This window comes from Sodalis sp. RH19, assembly GCF_047324215.1.
In the GTDB taxonomy this organism is placed as follows: Bacteria; Pseudomonadota; Gammaproteobacteria; order Enterobacterales; family Enterobacteriaceae; genus Acerihabitans.
On the sequence record NZ_CP178734.1, the window covers coordinates 2,480,634 to 2,498,137 of the forward strand.

18 protein-coding genes are annotated in these 17,504 nt (G+C 61.1%); 12 read left to right on the forward strand and 6 right to left on the reverse strand.

The window, feature by feature from the left end; translation table 11 throughout:
* Positions 1-217 precede the first annotated feature (217 nt).
* The 12 genes from ACL2XF_RS11180 (at position 218) to lldD (ending at position 13,148) form a co-directional block, all read left to right on the forward strand.
* Positions 218-973 carry a GntR family transcriptional regulator gene (locus ACL2XF_RS11180; RefSeq protein WP_413728607.1) on the forward strand — a complete coding sequence of 252 codons (756 nt, stop codon included), beginning with the start codon at positions 218-220 and terminating at the stop codon, positions 971-973.
* Positions 970-1,902 (forward strand): carbohydrate kinase family protein, encoded by a 933-nt coding sequence (locus ACL2XF_RS11185; protein WP_413728608.1) that lies wholly within the window; start codon positions 970-972, stop codon positions 1,900-1,902. The genes ACL2XF_RS11180 and ACL2XF_RS11185 overlap by 4 nt, the downstream gene beginning before the upstream one ends.
* Before the next feature lies 1 nt (position 1,903).
* A complete protein-coding gene (locus tag ACL2XF_RS11190; RefSeq protein ID WP_413722516.1) occupies positions 1,904-2,755 on the forward strand; it encodes a BtpA/SgcQ family protein in 852 nt (283 codons plus the stop codon).
* Entirely contained in the window at positions 2,752-3,489 is a 738-nt protein-coding gene (locus ACL2XF_RS11195; RefSeq protein ID WP_413728609.1) for a hypothetical protein, read from the forward strand. Before ACL2XF_RS11190 ends, ACL2XF_RS11195 begins: the two co-directional genes overlap by 4 nt.
* A 9-nt stretch (positions 3,490-3,498) precedes the next feature.
* The gene (locus ACL2XF_RS11200; protein WP_413728610.1) at positions 3,499-3,822 is read left to right on the forward strand and encodes a hypothetical protein; all 324 of its coding nucleotides are present in this window, start codon (positions 3,499-3,501) and stop codon (positions 3,820-3,822) included.
* Positions 3,803-4,573, forward strand: coding sequence for an ATP-binding cassette domain-containing protein (locus ACL2XF_RS11205; protein ID WP_410015599.1), 771 nt, complete (start codon positions 3,803-3,805; stop codon positions 4,571-4,573). Before ACL2XF_RS11200 ends, ACL2XF_RS11205 begins: the two co-directional genes overlap by 20 nt.
* Positions 4,570-5,622, forward strand: a complete 1,053-nt coding sequence (locus tag ACL2XF_RS11210) for an ABC transporter permease (RefSeq protein WP_413728611.1) — start codon at positions 4,570-4,572, stop codon at positions 5,620-5,622. Before ACL2XF_RS11205 ends, ACL2XF_RS11210 begins: the two co-directional genes overlap by 4 nt.
* Positions 5,623-5,802: 180 nt before the next feature.
* Positions 5,803-6,756: an ABC transporter substrate-binding protein gene (locus ACL2XF_RS11215; protein WP_410015601.1), complete on the forward strand. Its 954-nt coding sequence runs from the start codon at positions 5,803-5,805 to the stop codon at positions 6,754-6,756.
* Positions 6,757-7,339: 583 nt separating this feature from the next.
* Positions 7,340-9,067 (forward strand): non-ribosomal peptide synthetase, encoded by a 1,728-nt coding sequence (locus ACL2XF_RS11220; RefSeq protein ID WP_413728612.1) that lies wholly within the window; start codon positions 7,340-7,342, stop codon positions 9,065-9,067.
* A gap of 495 nt (positions 9,068-9,562) precedes the next feature.
* Positions 9,563-11,212, forward strand: a complete 1,650-nt coding sequence (gene lldP, locus ACL2XF_RS11225) for an L-lactate permease (protein ID WP_410015604.1) — start codon at positions 9,563-9,565, stop codon at positions 11,210-11,212.
* A complete protein-coding gene (lldR, locus tag ACL2XF_RS11230; protein ID WP_410015605.1) occupies positions 11,209-12,006 on the forward strand; it encodes a transcriptional regulator LldR in 798 nt (265 codons plus the stop codon). The genes lldP and lldR overlap by 4 nt, the downstream gene beginning before the upstream one ends.
* A complete protein-coding gene (gene lldD / locus ACL2XF_RS11235) occupies positions 12,003-13,148 on the forward strand; it encodes an FMN-dependent L-lactate dehydrogenase LldD (protein ID WP_413728613.1) in 1,146 nt (381 codons plus the stop codon). Before lldR ends, lldD begins: the two co-directional genes overlap by 4 nt.
* Here lldD and ACL2XF_RS11240 read toward each other — a convergent pair.
* Genes ACL2XF_RS11240 through ACL2XF_RS11265 form a run of 6 tightly spaced genes read right to left on the reverse strand, consistent with a single transcriptional unit; the run spans position 13,138 to position 17,487 of the window.
* Positions 13,138-13,938, reverse strand: coding sequence for a transporter substrate-binding domain-containing protein (locus ACL2XF_RS11240; protein WP_410015607.1), 801 nt, complete (start codon positions 13,936-13,938; stop codon positions 13,138-13,140). The genes lldD and ACL2XF_RS11240 overlap by 11 nt on opposite strands.
* 39 nt (positions 13,939-13,977) lie before the next feature.
* Positions 13,978-14,703: an amino acid ABC transporter ATP-binding protein gene (locus ACL2XF_RS11245; protein ID WP_410015608.1), complete on the reverse strand. Its 726-nt coding sequence runs from the start codon at positions 14,701-14,703 to the stop codon at positions 13,978-13,980.
* Between the two features lie 18 nt (positions 14,704-14,721).
* Complete coding sequence (locus ACL2XF_RS11250; protein WP_413722510.1) at positions 14,722-15,408, reverse strand: amino acid ABC transporter permease; 687 nt, start codon at positions 15,406-15,408, stop codon at positions 14,722-14,724.
* A gap of 10 nt (positions 15,409-15,418) precedes the next feature.
* Positions 15,419-16,096 (reverse strand): amino acid ABC transporter permease, encoded by a 678-nt coding sequence (locus tag ACL2XF_RS11255; protein WP_410015610.1) that lies wholly within the window; start codon positions 16,094-16,096, stop codon positions 15,419-15,421.
* 10 nt (positions 16,097-16,106) lie between these two features.
* Positions 16,107-17,021: an NAD(P)-dependent oxidoreductase gene (locus tag ACL2XF_RS11260; RefSeq protein WP_413728614.1), complete on the reverse strand. Its 915-nt coding sequence runs from the start codon at positions 17,019-17,021 to the stop codon at positions 16,107-16,109.
* A 19-nt stretch (positions 17,022-17,040) separates the two neighbouring features.
* Positions 17,041-17,487 (reverse strand): RpiB/LacA/LacB family sugar-phosphate isomerase, encoded by a 447-nt coding sequence (locus ACL2XF_RS11265; protein ID WP_410015612.1) that lies wholly within the window; start codon positions 17,485-17,487, stop codon positions 17,041-17,043.
* Positions 17,488-17,504 lie beyond the last annotated feature (17 nt).

Here is a 17,504-nt window from a genome sequence, read left to right on the forward strand (position 1 = left end):
CCTATGACGGCATTGCCGCCGTAAAATCCGCGCCGACGACGGTCAAATGTCTGGTATTAATTCACTGTTTCCTGACGATAAAAAAGCAAATGCACCTACCCTTCAGTTGCACCAACCCTATTGATTTTAATGATTTTTCTGTGAATTAGCCGGTTGACAGGGATTGTCATGTCATTCAATTATCATGACAACCTATCGGCAACCAGAAAGAATAAACATGCATTGGGATCAGCATGGGCTTGTTTCCGGCCCGCAGCCATTATGGTGGCAAATCGCAGACAGATTACGCCGTGAAATCGAATTCGGCGGATTTAAGCCCGGCGAGGCCCTGCCTTCGGAAACCCTGCTTAACCAGGTGTTCGGGGTCAGCCGCACCACCGCGCGCACCGCGCTGGATAAACTTGAGCAGGAGGGCTTAATCAGCCGCCGCGCAGGTAAAGGCTCCATCGTGCTGCCGCCGCAGGTGGTCCAGCCGCTGAGCCAGATGTCGAGTTTCGCGGAAGATATGCAGCGGCGCGGTTTCAGCGCCGGCTACCAGACCCTCGGCGCCCGCATGGCGGTTCCTCCCGCCGATATTGCCGCCTCCCTGCGCCTGCAGCCCAACGAAAAAGCCTTTATGTCCACCCGGCTGTTAAAAGCCGATGACATGCCGATGGCGTATTCCCACAGCTGGCTGTCGCCCGCCCTTTTTGTCCATCACCCGACGCCCGGGGCCGGCGACCTTGACCGCCAGTCGCTGTATGTCTGGCTGGAACAGCGGTGCGGCTGCCGCATCGTCGGCGGCCAGGAAACCATCAGCGCCGCCCTGCTCAACGGCGAACTGTCCCGCGCCCTCCAGGTGGCCAGGGGATCCGCCTGCCTGGTCGCCCGGCGCCTGAGCTACGACGCGGACCAGCGCCCGGTGGAATATGTGACGGTACATTACCGCGCCGATCGCTACAGCTTTACCATCGATTTGGTGCGTAAATCATGATGGCCGGCAAAGGATTGTTTGTCGGCGATATCAGCCTGGATACCACCTTCGGCATGGATCATATCCCGCAGCCCGACGAAAAAGTCCTGGCGCGCATCAACAGCGAGTCCGCCGGCGGGGTGGTGAGCAACGCCGCCCTGGCCTGCCGCCTGGCGGGCGCGGACGTCACGCTCGCCGTTGAAACCGGCGACGACCTGGTGGCGGATCCCCTGCTGCGGGGCCTGCAACAATCCGGCCTGCGGATTATCAGCCGCAAAAGGCCCGGACGGACCTGCCGCGCCGTAATCCTCCTTGAGCCGCACGGCGAAAAACGGCTGCTGCTGGAGCCGGGCGTCTCGCTGTATCCCAGCCTGGCATGGGTGCAGACCCTCGATTTACGCGGTATCGACTGGGTGCATACCGCCGTGTACGGCGAGGGGGCGTGGCCCCTGATTGAACAGTGCCGCCGGGCCGGCTGCAAGTGGTCGATTGACCTGGAGCCCGCCACCTTCGCCGGCGGTCTGGAACCCCTCTATCCCCTGCTGTCCGGCGCCGAGGTGGTGTTTTGCAACCAGCGCGCGCTGCGCCAGCTGGGCGATAACGCCGTGGCGCGGCTGCTGGCGCTGGGCGTAACGGCCGTGGTGTGCACCCTTGGCCCGCAGGGCGCGCGCTACGTCTCCGCGGTTCATGACGTGAGCGCCCGCGTACCCTTCGACCCGGTCATCGTGGACACCACCGGCGCGGGCGATTGCCTGGCCGGATGGTTTATCGCCGGGCGCCTGGCGGGCGAATCCCTACACCAGTCGCTTACGCGGGCGGTCTTTGCCGCCACCTACAGCTGCGGGGGCATGGGCGCGCAGCCCTCCTACCCCAGCCACGCACAGCTTATGCATTATCAACGCGCCGGCACGCCCGATGGCGATGCCCGCGCCCCGACAGACGAGAGATAAGATGGCCGGACCACAGGTACTTCCCCAAAAACCCGACATGCTTGCCGCGCTGTTCCCGGTAAAAAAACCGGTAATAGGCGTCATACATTTGCAGGCCCTCCCCGGCGCGCCGCGTTATAACGGGCAGGCAATGAAAGACATTTTCGCCGCCGCCGTCGCCGACGCCAAAACCCTGGCGCAGGGCGGCATCGACGGCATTATTATTGAAAACGCCAGCGATCTGCCCTTTTGCCGGCCGGAAAATATCGGCCCGGAGACGGTGGCCGCGCTGACCGCCGCCTGCATGGAAGTGCGCGCCGCCGTGGCGACGCCCATCGGCATCACCTGCGTGGCCAACGGCGCCATTCCCGCGCTGGCCATCGCAAAGGCGGTCGGCGCGCGCTGGGTACGGGTCAATCAATGGGTTAACGCCTATGTGGCCAATGAAGGCTTTATCAACGGTCCCGCGCCGGAAGCGATGCGCTACCGGTCGATGATCGACGCCCGCGATGTCGCCATTTTCGCCGACGTGCACGTCAAGTTTGGCGCCCATGCCATTACCGCCGACCGCGGCATCGCCGAGCAGGCCACCGACGCGGAATGGTTCGACGCCGATGTGCTGATCGCCACCGGCACCCGCACCGGATCGCCCACCGAACCGACCGAGGTGAACGACGTGCGCAACGGCACCAATTTACCGGTTATCGTCGGTTCCGGCCTGTCGCCGGCCCAGGTGCCCGCGCTGTTCAGCGCGGCCGACGGCGCCATTATCGGCCAATGGCTAAAGCACGACGGCGCCTGGTGGAAACCGGTGGATGCCCGCCGCGTGGCGCAGTTAATGCAGGCGGTGATGCTGGTGCGGGAGGGCAAATGACGCTGCTGACCGGTGAAACCGACGTATTCTCTTCCCAGCCGTCGACCTCGGCGCGCTGCGTGGTGGCATTTTTGGCCAAACGCCAGACGGACGCGGGCGACGCGGTGTATCAGCGGCAACATTATCAGGCGCTGATGACGCTGCTGGATCAGCTGCGCGGCGAAGGCTGGCTGTTGTCTTTCCGCGCCATGTTTACGCCGGCCGACCAGACCCTCCCGGCGACGGCGCTCGACAGCGGCGCCCTGCACGAATGGGATATGGCCGGCGCCTTTGAGGCGCCGTCCCTTGACGCCGCGCTGGCGGGAACCGTACGTCTTGAACAGGCGGGCTGGTCGCGGCTGTTCGCCACCCAGTGGCTGTTAGGTCCGCGTGAATTCGCCACCGTGAACGGCGGCGGTGCGGATATCCGGCGCCCCTGGGGGTTTATGGCGCTGTGGGAATGGAACGACGCCTGGTGCGAGGCGACGCCCGCCGAACGCACGGAATATGACGCTGAATGCGACGTCGCGTTTAAAGGCGATCTGGCGCTGAATATCAATATCGCCGGCCGTCATCGCCTGGACTGGGCGCATAGCTGGCATCACCTTGGCATCTGGGAAACGGACAGCCTGGACAGCGTCTCCCGGGCCATTACCGGCCATCAGGACGCCGCGGATTTTAAATTCACCACCTCACGCCACGTCACCGGCAAGGTTCGCCCGCTGGCCGACCTGCTGTTGCCCGCCGGCGCCTAAGGAGCCCCTATGTCAGAGAGTATTTGGATCCATTATGCCCGCCCGCGCCCGCGCTGGTATTTACTGACCGATGCCGAACAACAGGAAAAGCGGGCCCGGTGGCAAGCGCTTGCCGATCGGGCGGCGACCGACGGCGCGCGGTTTATGGGCCGCTACCATATTCGCGGCCAGCATGATTTCGAGACCGTCGAAGTGTGGAATTTTCCCGACGCGGAAGCCGCCTTCCAGTATTGGTCCGGCCTGACGGGCGCGGCCTACAACCAGTGGTTCGCGTTTGCCAATAACATTGGTCTTGCGGTGGAGAAACACGAAAATGACCATCCCGGTACTTGAAGCCGTGGCCATCAGCCGACACTTCGGCGGCGTCAGGGCGCTGGAGCACGTGGATTTCCGCGTCTATCCCGGTGAAATCTGCGCCCTGATCGGCGATAACGGCGCGGGGAAATCAACGCTGACGAAAATTCTCTCCGGCGCCGATCGGCCCGATGAGGGCGTGATTAAAATCGACGGCCGCGAGGTGGTGTTCGCCTCGCCGGGGGCGGCCCAGGACAGCGGCATCTCCACGGTCTATCAGGATCTGGCCCTGGCCCCGGAGCTGACGCCGGTGGAAAACCTGTTTTTAGGCCGCGAGGAACTGCGCGGCGGCCCGCTGGGCAGGCTGGGCATGCTCAACCGCGCCGTCATGCGCCGCAAAGCGGTGGAACAGTTCGCCCGCCTGGGCGTCAATCTGCGCTCGCTGTCGGTGCCGGTTTCCTCGCTGTCCGGCGGCCAGCGCCAGTCGGTGGCCATTGCCCGCGCCGCCATGTGGGCCGGACGGGTGATTTTTATGGACGAACCGACCGCCGCGCTCGGCGTCGTCCAGACCGAGCGGGTACTGCAACTGGTGCGCCAGGTGCGCGACGCCGGCCTGGCGGTGGTTTTGATCAGCCACAATATGCCGCAGGTCCTGGAAATCGCCGACCGGGTCGAGGTGCTGCGCCTGGGCAAAAGCGTGGCGCAGATGCCGACCAAGGGCCTGCGGGTGGAAGATCTGGTGTCGGCCATGACCAGCGGCACCTACGGCAGCGCGGAGGCGGCGCCATGAACAAAACCTTAGTAAATAAACCGGCGCCTGGCGCTGAACACCCCGCCGGAGCGCGTGATACGCTGGCGCGGCTGATCGGCGGCGGCTGGATATTTATTCTGCTGATAGCGCTTATCGCGCTGTTCGGCCTGCTGCGCCCCGAACAGTTCGGCTCGGCCTACAACCTGGCGCAAATCGCCATTAACGCCGCCATTTTGCTGGTGCTGTCGGTGGGGCAAACCTACGTCATCATCGCCGCCGGCATTGATTTATCCGTGGGCGCGGTTCTGGTGTTTTCCTCGGTGGTTTCCGCCCAGGCGATGCTGTCTCTCTCAGGCCAGGCGGGCAATACCTTCGGCACCACCGACGCCGGCTGGGGCGTGATTGCCGCCGGCAGCCTGGTGGCGGTGGCGGCCGGGCTGCTGTGGGGCGCGCTCAACGGTTTCCTGGTGGCCGTGGCCAGAATCCCGGCGCTGATTGTCACCCTCGGCACCTTCGGCATGGCGCTTGGGCTGGCGCAGGTATTTTCCGGCGGCATCGATGTGCGCGCCATGCCGGAAAAGCTGGTGGATGTGGTCGGCGGCGGCGCCGTCGCCGGTATTCCGGTGCTGGTGTTGATCGCGGTGGCGGTGCTGGCCGTCGCCGCTTTTGTACTGCACCTCACCCGCTTCGGCCTGCATGTCTTTGCCGTCGGCTCCAACCTGGAAGCGCTGCGGCGCGCGGGCATCAATGTTAAAGCGCGCCTGGTCGCCATTTACATGATTTCCGGCGCGCTGGCGGGCGTGGCCGCCATCATGTCCAACGCGCGTTTTTCCACCACCACCATCGGCGGCCACGCCATGGATAACCTGGCGACCATCTCCGCCGTGGTGCTGGGCGGAACCAGCCTGTTCGGCGGCATCGGCAGCGTCGCCGGAACCATTATCGGGGTGTTTATCCCCATTATCCTGCTAAACGGTTTTGTCATCCTCGGCATCCCGCCGTTTTGGCAAACCGTGGCGATGGGCATGGTACTGATCCTGGCGGTCTGGATTGATCAGCTCAAACGCCGGGCCCGGGATCGACGTTAACCGCAGGTCACGCTACAGGCACGTTTGCCTGACCTGCGTCGCGAATAGGAAGGGCCGGGGTTTCGCACGCCATGGCCATGCGCCGTGCGCGCATGGCCACCACGCGGTTCGCCATTCCGCCCGCAGGCACGGTTTTATTATCAGTCAACTCAGGTTTCAATCACTTCCTAAGGGGAAATCATGATGCGTAACACCATGGCATTCGCTGTTTTATCGACCTTAACCCTGGCGCTGGCGCCTCCCGCCCTGGCCGCCGGACAAGATCATACCGTCGCGCTGGTCCTGGGGGTGAAGGGGAGTCCTTTTTATCAGGCATTACAGTGCGGCGCGCAGGAAAAAGCACGGCAGATGGGCGTTACCCTGCAGGTTTCCGCCCCCGATCAGTTTGCCGCCGACAGCCAGATCCCGGTGGTGAACGCCGTTACGGCGACCGCGCCGGCGGTGGCCGCGATTGTGCCGACCGATGCGCAGGCCCTGGTGGCGCCGATGAAACAGCTGGCGGCGCGCGGGGCAAAAGTGCTGACCGTCGACCAGACGCTCAATGACAATGGTTTCCTGGCGACGGAAATCATCTCCGACAACGAGCGCGGCGGTAAAATGGCCGCCGAGGCGATGAATACGCTGCTCGGCGGCAAAGGCGAAGTGCTGGTTATTACCCAGCCGCCGGGCTCAAGCGCCCAGGACGCGCGTGAAAAAGGTTTTGCCGAACAGATCAAAACCTATCCCGGCATCACCTACCTCGGCCCGCAGTATCAAAGCGACGACCCGCAGAAGGCGGCGGAAATCATCACCTCCACCCTCTCCGCCCATCCTCGGCTGGCGGGCGTATTTTCCACCAACGATCAGGGCGCCATCGGGGCCGTAACCGGCCTGCGCCAGGCGGGCGCGGCGAAAAAAGTCAAGGTGGTGGCCTATGACGCCGCCACCGCCGAAGTGAGCGCGCTGAAAAACGGCACCATCAACGTGTTGATTGCGCAGAACCCCAAACAGGAAGGCGAAGCGGTCATTACCACCGCGCTGGCGCTGCTGGCCGGCAAGCCGGTGCCGAAACAGACGCTGACCGATCTGGTGACCATTACTGAAAACGATCGTCAAAAAGCCGATAAATACGAATATAAAGCCGACTGCCAATAAGCGCCGGCGCTGGTGGCGCCGCTTAACGGCGCCCTGGCCGCGACGAATAATCATCGATCCGCGCATCCGGCGCCCCGTGGCGGGAAGCCCGCCGGTTGCCCATCAGCCTGCCTTGCCCACTACCAGCCCGGCAGTGGATAAAAACCAATACTAATTAATTAATATGTTTTTTTAAAAAGCACAAATATTGCCATATGCTGGTTTATTCCGCCATTTAACTTATTTTTTTAGCGTTAAATTTTCAGGAATACGTTTTTTTAGCAGCTTGTATTTATTATGGCCGATCCGCCACTGCCGGGTTGTGAAAATAGCATTTTACATTTAAGTTTTCAGTGAATAACTGATTAACGCCTGCCGCAGCCAGGGTGTCATAGCCCTTATCCGGCAGGCGGGCATTTAAGGAGGCAGCGATATTTTTTATTAAGCATAATTATTAATCTGCACATTATAATTGCTGATTATAGCGCTGATTAGCGTTGTAACCGGCGTTATCGGTGTGACAACGTTAATCACGTTGATATTAACTGCGTTATTATGAAATGGAGATTCGAGAATGGTGAGTAATTCCCCTTGCGCTGGAAACATGCATTTTATTCATGCCTTCGAGGCCGCGGCGAAGCGCACTCCGCAGGCTATTGCCCTAGTGGTGAATGACCAATCCATCAGCTACGCCCGGTTGCAGCACATGGCCGGCCATTATGCGCAACAGCTGGCGCATAAAATGGACGCCAAAACGGACGGCATTCTCCTGTGCCTGCCGCGAGGTGTGGAGCTGATGGCATCCTTGCTGGCCTGCCATTACCTCGGGGTACCCTACATCCCGCTGGATATTTGCACCGCGCCAGGCCGCGTGATGAAAATTTTGGCGGCCTCGTCCTGCCTGTTGACCTACGACAGCCGCGCGGGTCATATCGGCGGCGCGGACGGGGCTGATGTGGCGACCTTTAGCGCCGTTGCGCAGATAAAACCCGTTCCCGCGGAAAATCCGGCGCCGGCGGCTTATCGTATTTATACCTCCGGCTCCACGGGCGAGCCGAAAGGGGTCAGCGTGGCGCATAGGGGGTGCAGTAACCTGATCAACAGTTTCAGCCGGTTGCTCGAGGCCGGCGGCGAGACCCGCTGGCTGTCGGCAACCTCGGTGTCGTTTGATATGTTCTACCTGGAGTATGCCGTGCCGCTGGCCAACGGCGGGACATTGTTTCTGCTCGACGATGCGCAAACGCATTCAGTCCAGGAGATTGCGTGGCAGTTAATGCGCTGTCAGCCCGATATTTTCCAGTCGACGCCGTCCATGCTCAAATGTCTTTTACCCTATCTGCAGGATGATTGGCGATTCAACCGGCTCCTGGTGGGAGGAGAACCCTTGGGACGGCAGTTATCCGCCCGGCTGTCGGCGCGCGCGCGCTGGTTATGCAACCTCTACGGGCCGACGGAAACCACCGTCTGGTCAACGGCGCATGTCATCACCCGCGCCGGCGATAATCGCATCGGTCGTCCAATCGACCATACGCAGATAAAAATTCTGGATGACGCGCGGCGCGAGATGAAGGCGGGGGAACCGGGTAATATTTTCATCGGCGGCGCCGGGGTGGCGTTGGAATACCTTAACAACCCTGCCCTGACCGCCGAAAAATTCATTGCTCTTCCCGGCGAGCAGACAGAGGGGCGTTTTTATGATACCGGCGATATCGGTTTAATCGATGCGGAAGGCGTGCTGAATTACCTGTACCGGGATGGCGATTTTTATAAGGTCAGCGGGTACCGTATCGACTGCGCCGAAGTGGTGGACGCCCTGGAGAAATGTGCCGGCGTCGCGGCGGCGGCTGTCGTTGTCCTGGAAGGCGATGGGGATGATGAATCGGTGATCGTCGGCTGGCTGAAAATGGACAAACCAGGGCAAGGGATTGATACGGGAGCCATCCGCCAGGAACTTGAAAATGAGCTGGGTCATTATATGATTCCGCGCTATTTTTATCCTATTGACGATTTGCCTTATTCCATCAGCGGCAAGCTGGATAAAAAAGCCTTGATCACCATGACCAAAACCAAGATCAAAGAAATGGAGCACATTGTGATGGGGCAAAAAAACGCGCCGGGAAAAGACGCCTTAAATCATCCATTAATAGATATTTTGGGTCATTATATAAATATTGACGGTATGTCGCTGAATGATAATTTTTTCCATCGCGGCCTGTCCTCCATCCAATTGGTCTCCTTCCATCTTGAGCTGAAACAATTATATCCCGATATTAATTTTCACGACCTGTGCGCGCGCCCAACGATTAATTTACTACTGGCGCCTTATCATTAATTTCTAGCGCGCACCGCCTTATATTCTACGTGGAAAAAGAACGGATATAGGGCGATATTACGCGCAGCTTCGCAACAGGTCGGCCGGCATCATGCGCGCAGCCTCTCCCGCACGCCGCGCGGCAACCGGCCCGCGTCAAGACGGTCTCCCGCCTATCCTCGCCCAAATGTACCGCTGCGAAACACTACGCCACGCCTTTTGGTCCGACCAATAACAAAAAAATTGTGACTATTGCAGGCAAATCAATAAAAAAGCCCATGAAGCGTTGCTATTTGTTATCGATTCATTAATTTTATGTATCAAGAGAATTGCTTAAATGTTTTGGTAGGACCAATTTTGTGTAACAGTCAGCCCGTTGGCGACCATTTCATTCACATTTTTTTCATGACCAAGGCCAAGTTTGCTGTCTGCGCCAACCCTATTCGCCGGGCAGGACGCGCCCGGGCGGCCCGGCGCATACCCACCGACGGACATCAAGTCACAGGAGAGCATGACATGCCAATCTGGCCACAGAATTACGACCCGCTCGGCAATATCTGGCTATCGAGCCTGGTCGCCGTGATTCCCATCGCGTTTTTCTTTTTTGCGCTGATTAAATTACGCCTGAAAGGCTACCTGGCGGGCACTATTACCACCATCCTGGCCCTGCTGGTGGCGCTGCTGTTGTTCCGCATGCCGCTCGATCGGGCGCTGGCCTCGGTGGTTTACGGCTTTTTCTACGGCTTATGGCCGATTGCATGGATTATCATCGCCGCCGTTTTTGTCTATAAGATTTCCGTCAAGACCGGCCAGTTCGATATCATCCGCTCCTCTATTTTGTCGGTTACCCCCGATCAGCGCCTGCAAATGATGATTGTCGGTTTTTGTTTCGGCGCGTTCCTGGAGGGGGCCGCCGGATTTGGCGCGCCGGTGGCCATTACCGCCGCGCTGCTGGTGGGGCTGGGTTTTAAGCCGTTGTACGCCGCCGGCTTATGCCTGATCGCCAATACCGCGCCGGTGGCCTTCGGCGCCATGGGCGTGCCGATTATCGTCGCCGGGCAAGTGGCCAATATCGACCCCTTTACTATCGGGCAAATGGTCGGCAGACAGTTGCCGTTCCTGACCATTATCGTGCTGTTTTGGATCATGGCGATCATGGACGGCTGGCGCGGGATCCGGGAAACCTGGCCCGCGGTCCTGGTGGCGGGGATCTCCTTCGCCCTGGCCCAGTATCTGAGCTCGAATTTCATCGGGCCCGAGCTGCCGGATATTATCGCCTCGCTGGTATCGCTGGTATGCCTGACCCTGTTCCTGCGCGTCTGGCATCCGGCGCACATCTTCCGGTTCAGCGACGGCGGCCAGCCGGCCCAGCCGGCGCCGGCCGTGACCTATACGGCCGGGCAAATCGTCCGCGCCTGGATGCCGTTTATTTTCCTGACCGCCACGGTAACCCTCTGGAGCGTGCCGCCGTTTAAAGCGCTGTTTGCCGCCGGCGGCCCGCTGCAAAGCTGGGTGGTAAGCATTTCCGTGCCCTTCCTGGATAAGCTGGTGGCAAAAACGCCGCCGGTGGTGGCGACGTTCCTGCCGTACCCGGCGGTGTATAAGTTCGACTGGCTCTCGGCCACCGGCACCGCCATTATGGTGGCGGCCTTTATCTCGATCGCCTATCTGCGCATGAAGCCGCGCGCGGCGCTGGCGACATTTAAAGAGACCCTGCGGGATCTGGCGCTGCCTATCTACTCCATCGGCATGGTGCTGGCCTTTGCCTTTATTTCCAATTATTCCGGCCTGTCCGCGACGCTGGCCCTGGCCCTGGCGCATACCGGCCGGGCGTTTACCTTTTTCTCGCCGTTCCTCGGCTGGCTGGGCGTATTCCTTACCGGGTCCGACACCGCCTCGAACGCCTTGTTCGCCGCGCTACAGGCCACCACCGCGCAGCAGATCGGCGTATCCGACGTGCTGCTGGTGGCGGCCAATACCACCGGCGGCGTCACCGGCAAAATGATTTCGCCGCAGTCCATCGCCATCGCCTGCGCGGCGGCGGGGCTGGTGGGCCATGAGCCGGATTTATTTCGCTTTACGGTGAAGCACAGCCTGATTTTTTGCAGTATCGTCGGGGCTATCACTACCCTGCAGGCGTATATTTTGCCTTGGATGATCCCATGACCTTACCTGATGATATCCGCGTGGCCGACCATATCGCCCTGCGTCTCAAGCAGTTGATAGCGGAGCGCGGGCTGGCCGCGGGCATGCGCCTGCCGGCCGAGCGCCAGCTGGCATCCCAGCTTGGCGTATCGCGCTCATCGGTACGCGAGGCCATCCAGCAACTCAGCAGCCAGGGGTGGGTGGTCAGCCGTCGCGGCGGCGGCACCTACGTTCAGGATGATTTTCATCAATGGTCCGGGCAGCGCATCGTCCTGCCGCTGAAAATGCTGATGGCCGAGGATCCTGATTATCGTTATGACGTACTGGAAGCGCGGCTGGCTATCGAGGCCAGCACCGCATGGCACGCGGCGCGGCGCGCCACCGATACCGACAGGGAACGGCTGCGGGTGTGTTTTGACGCCACGCTGCGGGTCAGCGAGAGCGACGATCCCGATCTGGCCGCGCAGGCCGACGTGCGTTTTCACCTGGCCATTGCCGAGGCCTCGCACAACCTGGTGCTTTTGCAAACCATGCGCGGTTTGTTCGAGCTGCTGCAATCCTCGGTAATGCAAAGCCGGCGGCGCATGTATACGGTGCCGGTGATTTTCGCCAAATTAACCGAACAACACCATGAATTGCTGCAGGCCATACTGGCCGGCGACCCCGAACGCGCGCGCAGCGCGGCGATAACGCATCTGGAGTGCGTCCATACCACGCTGAAAGCCCTGCACGAAGACGAAGCCCGGCAGGCGCGCGTTACCCGCCTGGCTTATCAGGATACCGACACCGACATGATGCGAGAACAGGATACATGATCATTTCAGCTGCAACCGATTATCGCGCGGCGGCCCAACGTAAGCTGCCGCCCTTTTTGTTTCACTACCTGGACGGCGGCGCCTACGCCGAATACACCTTAAGGCGCAATGTCGAGGACCTGGCGCAGGTGGCGCTCAGGCAACGGGTGCTCAGGAATATGTCGCAGCTGAGCCTGGAGACGACGCTGTTCGGCCAGCGGCTCGCCATGCCGGTCGCCCTCGCCCCGGTCGGACTTTGCGGCATGTATGCCCGGCGCGGCGAGGTCCAGGCCGCCAGGGCCGCCGCAAGCAAGGGCATCCCCTTTACGCTGTCCACCGTCTCGGTCGGCACCATCGAGGAGGTCTCTTCCGCCATAACACAGCCGATGTGGTTCCAGCTCTATGTGCTCAAGGACCGCGGCTTTATGCGCAACGCGCTGGAGCGCGCCAAGGCCGCGGGTTGCTCGACGCTGGTGTTCACGGTGGACATGCCCGTTCCCGGCGCCCGCTACCGCGATGCCCACTCGGGCATGAGCGGGCCGAACGCGGCGCTGCGCCGCTATCTGCAGGCGATAACCCATCCCGCCTGGGCCTGGGATGTCGGGGTGCGCGGACGTCCCCACGTGCTCGGCAATATCTCCGCGTATGTGGGCAAACCCACCGGCCTGGAAGACTATATCGGCTGGCTGGCGAAAAACTTCGATCCGTCCATCTCCTGGAGCGACCTGGAATGGATCCGGGAATTCTGGCAGGGCCCCATGATCATCAAAGGCATACTTGACCCGGAGGATGCCCGGGACGCGGTACGCTTCGGCGCGGACGGCATCGTGGTGTCCAACCACGGCGGACGCCAGCTCGACGGCGTGCTCTCCTCCACCCGCGCGTTGCCCGCCATCGCCGACGCGGTCAAAGGCGATATCGCTATCCTCGCCGACAGCGGCATTCGCAACGGCCTCGACGTGGTGCGCATGATTGCGCTGGGCGCCGACACCGTGCTGCTGGGGCGCGCGTATATCTATGCCCTGGCAACGGCAGGGGAACAGGGGGTGGCCAACCTGCTCACGCTTATCGACAAGGAAATGCGCGTGGCCATGACCCTCACCGGCGCCCGCGCCATCGCCGAGATCACGCGCGAGTCGCTGGTCCGGCATTCTATCGATTAATGATTTCCGGCGGGATCGGCTCGCCATGGTATTTTTGATAAATAGCGTTCAGTTTGCCGTTTTTCAGATTGGCGGCAATCCACTCGTCCAGTTTGGCTTTCAGCTCCGGCTGCCCTTTCGGCACCCCGATCGCCAAATCGAACACCTGCAGGGTCATTTTCGGCTCAAACGCCAGCTTCGGGTTCTGTTTTTTTATCTGGTTAACCAAGGTGGCCGACGTCGCCACCGCAAAAGCCTGCCCGCTCACCGCGGCAGTCACAAGCGTCGCGTCGTCGTCATAACGCTGCACGGTAAAACCCCGTTTTGCCGCTTCCGTACTCAGCTGCGTATCCTGGGTGGTTCCGCGCGTCACGGTAATCGCTTTACCTTTCAGGTCGTCCCAGCCGCCGATTTTCGTCGCCGCGGGCGCGCCGATAACCGACCGCAATCCGGCATAAGCGCGTGTAAAATCGATTACCTGCGCCCGCTGCGGCGTTACCGACAGGGTTGATATGACGATATCCGCCTTACCCGTTTGCAGATTGGGGATCCGCGTCGGACCGGTGGTCTCGATAAACTGCAGTTTCAACCCCCAATCCTGCGCCAGCAACTGCGCGGTTTCCACATCCGACCCTATCGGCTTCAGGCTGGCGTCCAGCATCCCGGAAGGGGGAATGGACAAATCGGTCGCCACCCGCAGCGTGCCCCGTTCCTTGATCTCCTGCCAGGCGTTGGTCGCCGCCGCGGCGGGATTAAACGCCAGCCACAAAAACAGGGTGCCCAACAAAGCCAATCGTTTCATATATCGCATAGTTTTCTCCAGGGTTACCTGACGGGCCAACGCCGCCGACTACAGCTCGTTGGCGATAAAATCCTGCAGCGCCGGGGTGGCGGGCTGTTTTAAAATGGCGGCGCCGCCGCTTTCATGCACGGCGCCCTGGTGCATAAACACCACTTTGTCGGCGATGCGCCGGGCAAAATTCATTTCGTGCGTCACCATGATCATGGTCATCCCGCTGCCCGCCAACCGTTCGATAACACGCAGCACTTCGCCGGTCAGCTTGGGATCGAGCGCGGAGGTCACCTCGTCGAACAGCATCACCTTCGGCTTCATGGCCAGCGAACGGGCGATGGCCGCGCGCTGCTGCTGTCCGCCGGAAAGCTGCTCCGGATAGCTATCCGCCTTATCAGCCAGACCCACCTGCTCCAGCACCGAATGCGCCAGGCGCCGCGCGTCGGCTTTCGATTGTTTTTTAACCGACATCGGCCCCAGCGTGATATTTTGCTCAATGGTGAGATGGGGAAACAGGTTATAACTCTGGAACACAATGCCGACATCCTGACGCAGCTTACGCAGGTCAAGATGGGGATCCTCGACGCGATGGCCGCACACCTCGATGCTGCCGCCGTTAATCTTCTCCAGCCGATCGATACAGCGCAGCGCGGTGCTTTTCCCCGACCCGCTGGCGCCAATCAACGCCACCACCTGCCCCCGATCCACGGAAAAAGACACATCGTTAAGCACCGGCACCGCGCCAAAGCTTTTTTGCACCTTATCAAGCACGATAATCGACATAATGATTTCCTTTAACGCTTAGGCCATTCTGGTCAGCGCCGCGTTTTGCCGCGCCGTTTTTTTAACCATGGCGCGGCGTTCAAGCCTGCGGCTTAATACCGACACCGGAAAACACAGGCAAAAATAGAGCAAAGAGACAATCAGATAGGTAATAAACGGCTCGAAGATCGAGTTATTGATAAGCTGCCCGGCCCGCGCCAGCTCGACAAAACCCACCACCGACGCCAGGGAGGTATTTTTGATGATCTGCACCGAAAATCCCACGGTGGGCGGCGTCGCCAGCCGCACGGCCTGCGGCAGTATCACCTTGAACAGGCGCTGGGCGCGGGACAGCGCCAGGCATTCCGCCGCTTCCCACTGCGCGCGCGGCACCGCCTGCAGGCAGCCGCGCCAGATTTCCCCCAGGTAAGCGCTGGCGTACAGGGTCAGCGACACCCCGGCGGCAAACAACGGGGAAATACTGAACCCCAGCGACGGCAGGCCGAAATAAATCATAAACATAATGATAAGCAGCGGCGTGCCCTGGATAAGCTGGACATAGGCGCTCACCAGAAAACGCACGCCGCGCAGCGGCGCGATACGCCCCAGGGCCACCAGGAAACCGACCAGGCCGCCGCCGCCGAAGGCCATCAGCGACAGGATCAGGGTCCAGAAGGCGCCCTGCAGCAGGAACTGGATATGCGCGGGATTAAGGGAAGAATTCATGTCTCGCTCCTCAAAGCGGGGTGCCAAGGCGGCGGCGGCGGGGAAAAGCCGCCAGCCCCACCAGCCAGAACGCAAATCGCATCAGGAACGACAGGGCCAGGTAAATACCGGCGACGACAAAAAAGGTTTCAAACGGCCGGTAGGTCTCCGACTGGATAAAATTGGCCGTGGCGGTCAGTTCCTCCGTCGAAATCTGCGACGTCACCGACGAGGCGAGCATCAACAGAATAAACTGGCTGGTCAGCGACGGATAAACCCGTTCTATCGCCGGACGCAGCGCCACATGCCAATATTGCTGCCAGGTGGATAACCCCAGCGTTTCCGCCGCTTCCCATTGCCCCGGATGGATGGACTCAAAGCCGGCGCGCATGATCTCCGCCGTATAGGCACCGACGTTTATCGTCAGCGCGATCACCGAGACGGTGAACGCCGTAAACGAAAAACCCAGGCTGGACAGCCCGAAATACACCAGGAAGATCTGCACCAGAAACGGCGTATTGCGAATGGCTTCGATATACACCCCCGCGATACGGGAACACCAGGCACACTCGGAACGGCGCGCCACCGCGCATAAGGTGCCTATCAGAAAACCGAAAACGGTGGTGATGACCGCCAGCTCGGCGGTGAGCAGCGCGCCGTCCCTCAGCATCTGCCATTGCGTGAATATCGCCGTGAAATCAAGCTTCATAACCCGCTACCTATTTTGTCGCCGCCGCCGTTTCCCGCCCGGTGATCCGGTCGTAAACCCTGAACAGCGCCTGGTTGCCGTTAGATCCCTCGCCGTGGGCCTGCGCGTCCTGGTATTGCGTCGCCACCAGCGCGGTGGCCGGCAGCGGCACCGGACGCTCTCGCGCCGCGTCCAGCACCAGACGCAAATCCTTCATCATCAAATCGATGCGAAAGCCGGCGGAGGTATCGCCCCCGATCATGGCCGAGCCCAGTTTGTCGAGCATCCAGGACGCCGCCGACCCCCCCAGCAGCACCTCGCGCATCTGGCCAAGATCGATGCCATAGGCGCGCCCCAGCGCCAGCGCCTCGCAAATGGCCTGGATATTGATGGCGCATATCAGCTGGTTGCACAGTTTCACCGTTTGACCGGCGCCGGATTGCCCGACATGGTTAATGGTGGTGCCCATTGCCCGCAGAAAGGGTACGGCGCGGGCGAATCCCGCGGCGTCGCCGCCGACCATAATGCTCAGGGCGGCGTTTTTCGCCCCCGCCGGCCCGCCGGATACCGGCGCGTCCAGCATGATCACGCCCTGCGCCGCCAGCGCCCGGCTCATGGCGCGCGTCGCCTCCGGCGCGATAGTACTCATATCCACGTAGAGGCCGCCGCGCGGAGGGCACGCCAACAGTCCCCCGTCGCCGCGCACCACGGCTTCCACCTGCGGCGTGTCGGGCAGCATGGAGATCACGATATCGGCGTCGGCGGTGGCGTGCGCCATATCCCGCGCCGGCTGTACCCCATACGCCGCCAGCGCCGCAACGGCCGCCGGCAGCACATCATAGGCGCGCACGCTAAAGCCGGCCTGGGCGAGGTTACGCGCCATCTCGCGTCCCATGACGCCCAGGCCGAGGAAACCGACGTTGCCTTTTGGTGTTAACTCATTCATGTGATTGCCTCCCCCAGGATCAGTCCTGCTGTTCAAGACGGTTAAGTTTGTCGACCCGGCGGACAAAGTCCTCATCACGGACAAACCGGGCCTGCAAAAACGCGTCGACCAAATCGCGCGCCAGCCACGATCCGACGATTTGCGCGCCCATGCACATCACATTGACATCATCGTGCTCCACCCCCTGGTGCGCTGAATGGATGTCGTGGCACACGGCGGCGCGGATGCCGTTGATTTTGTTGGCGGCGATCACCGCGCCCACGCCGGTGCCGCACACCAGGAGGCCTCGGCGCCCGGCGTCCTGGCGCACCTTAGCGCACAAGGCATGGGCGATATCGGGAAAGTCGACCGGGTCGGGCGTGTGGCTGCCGATGTCGTCCACCTCATGGCCGGCGGCACGCAGCCAGTCGGCCAGTTCCAGCTTCAGCCGGAAGCCGGCGTGATCGCTGCCAATAACGATATTCATTCGGGTTTCCTTCTGCG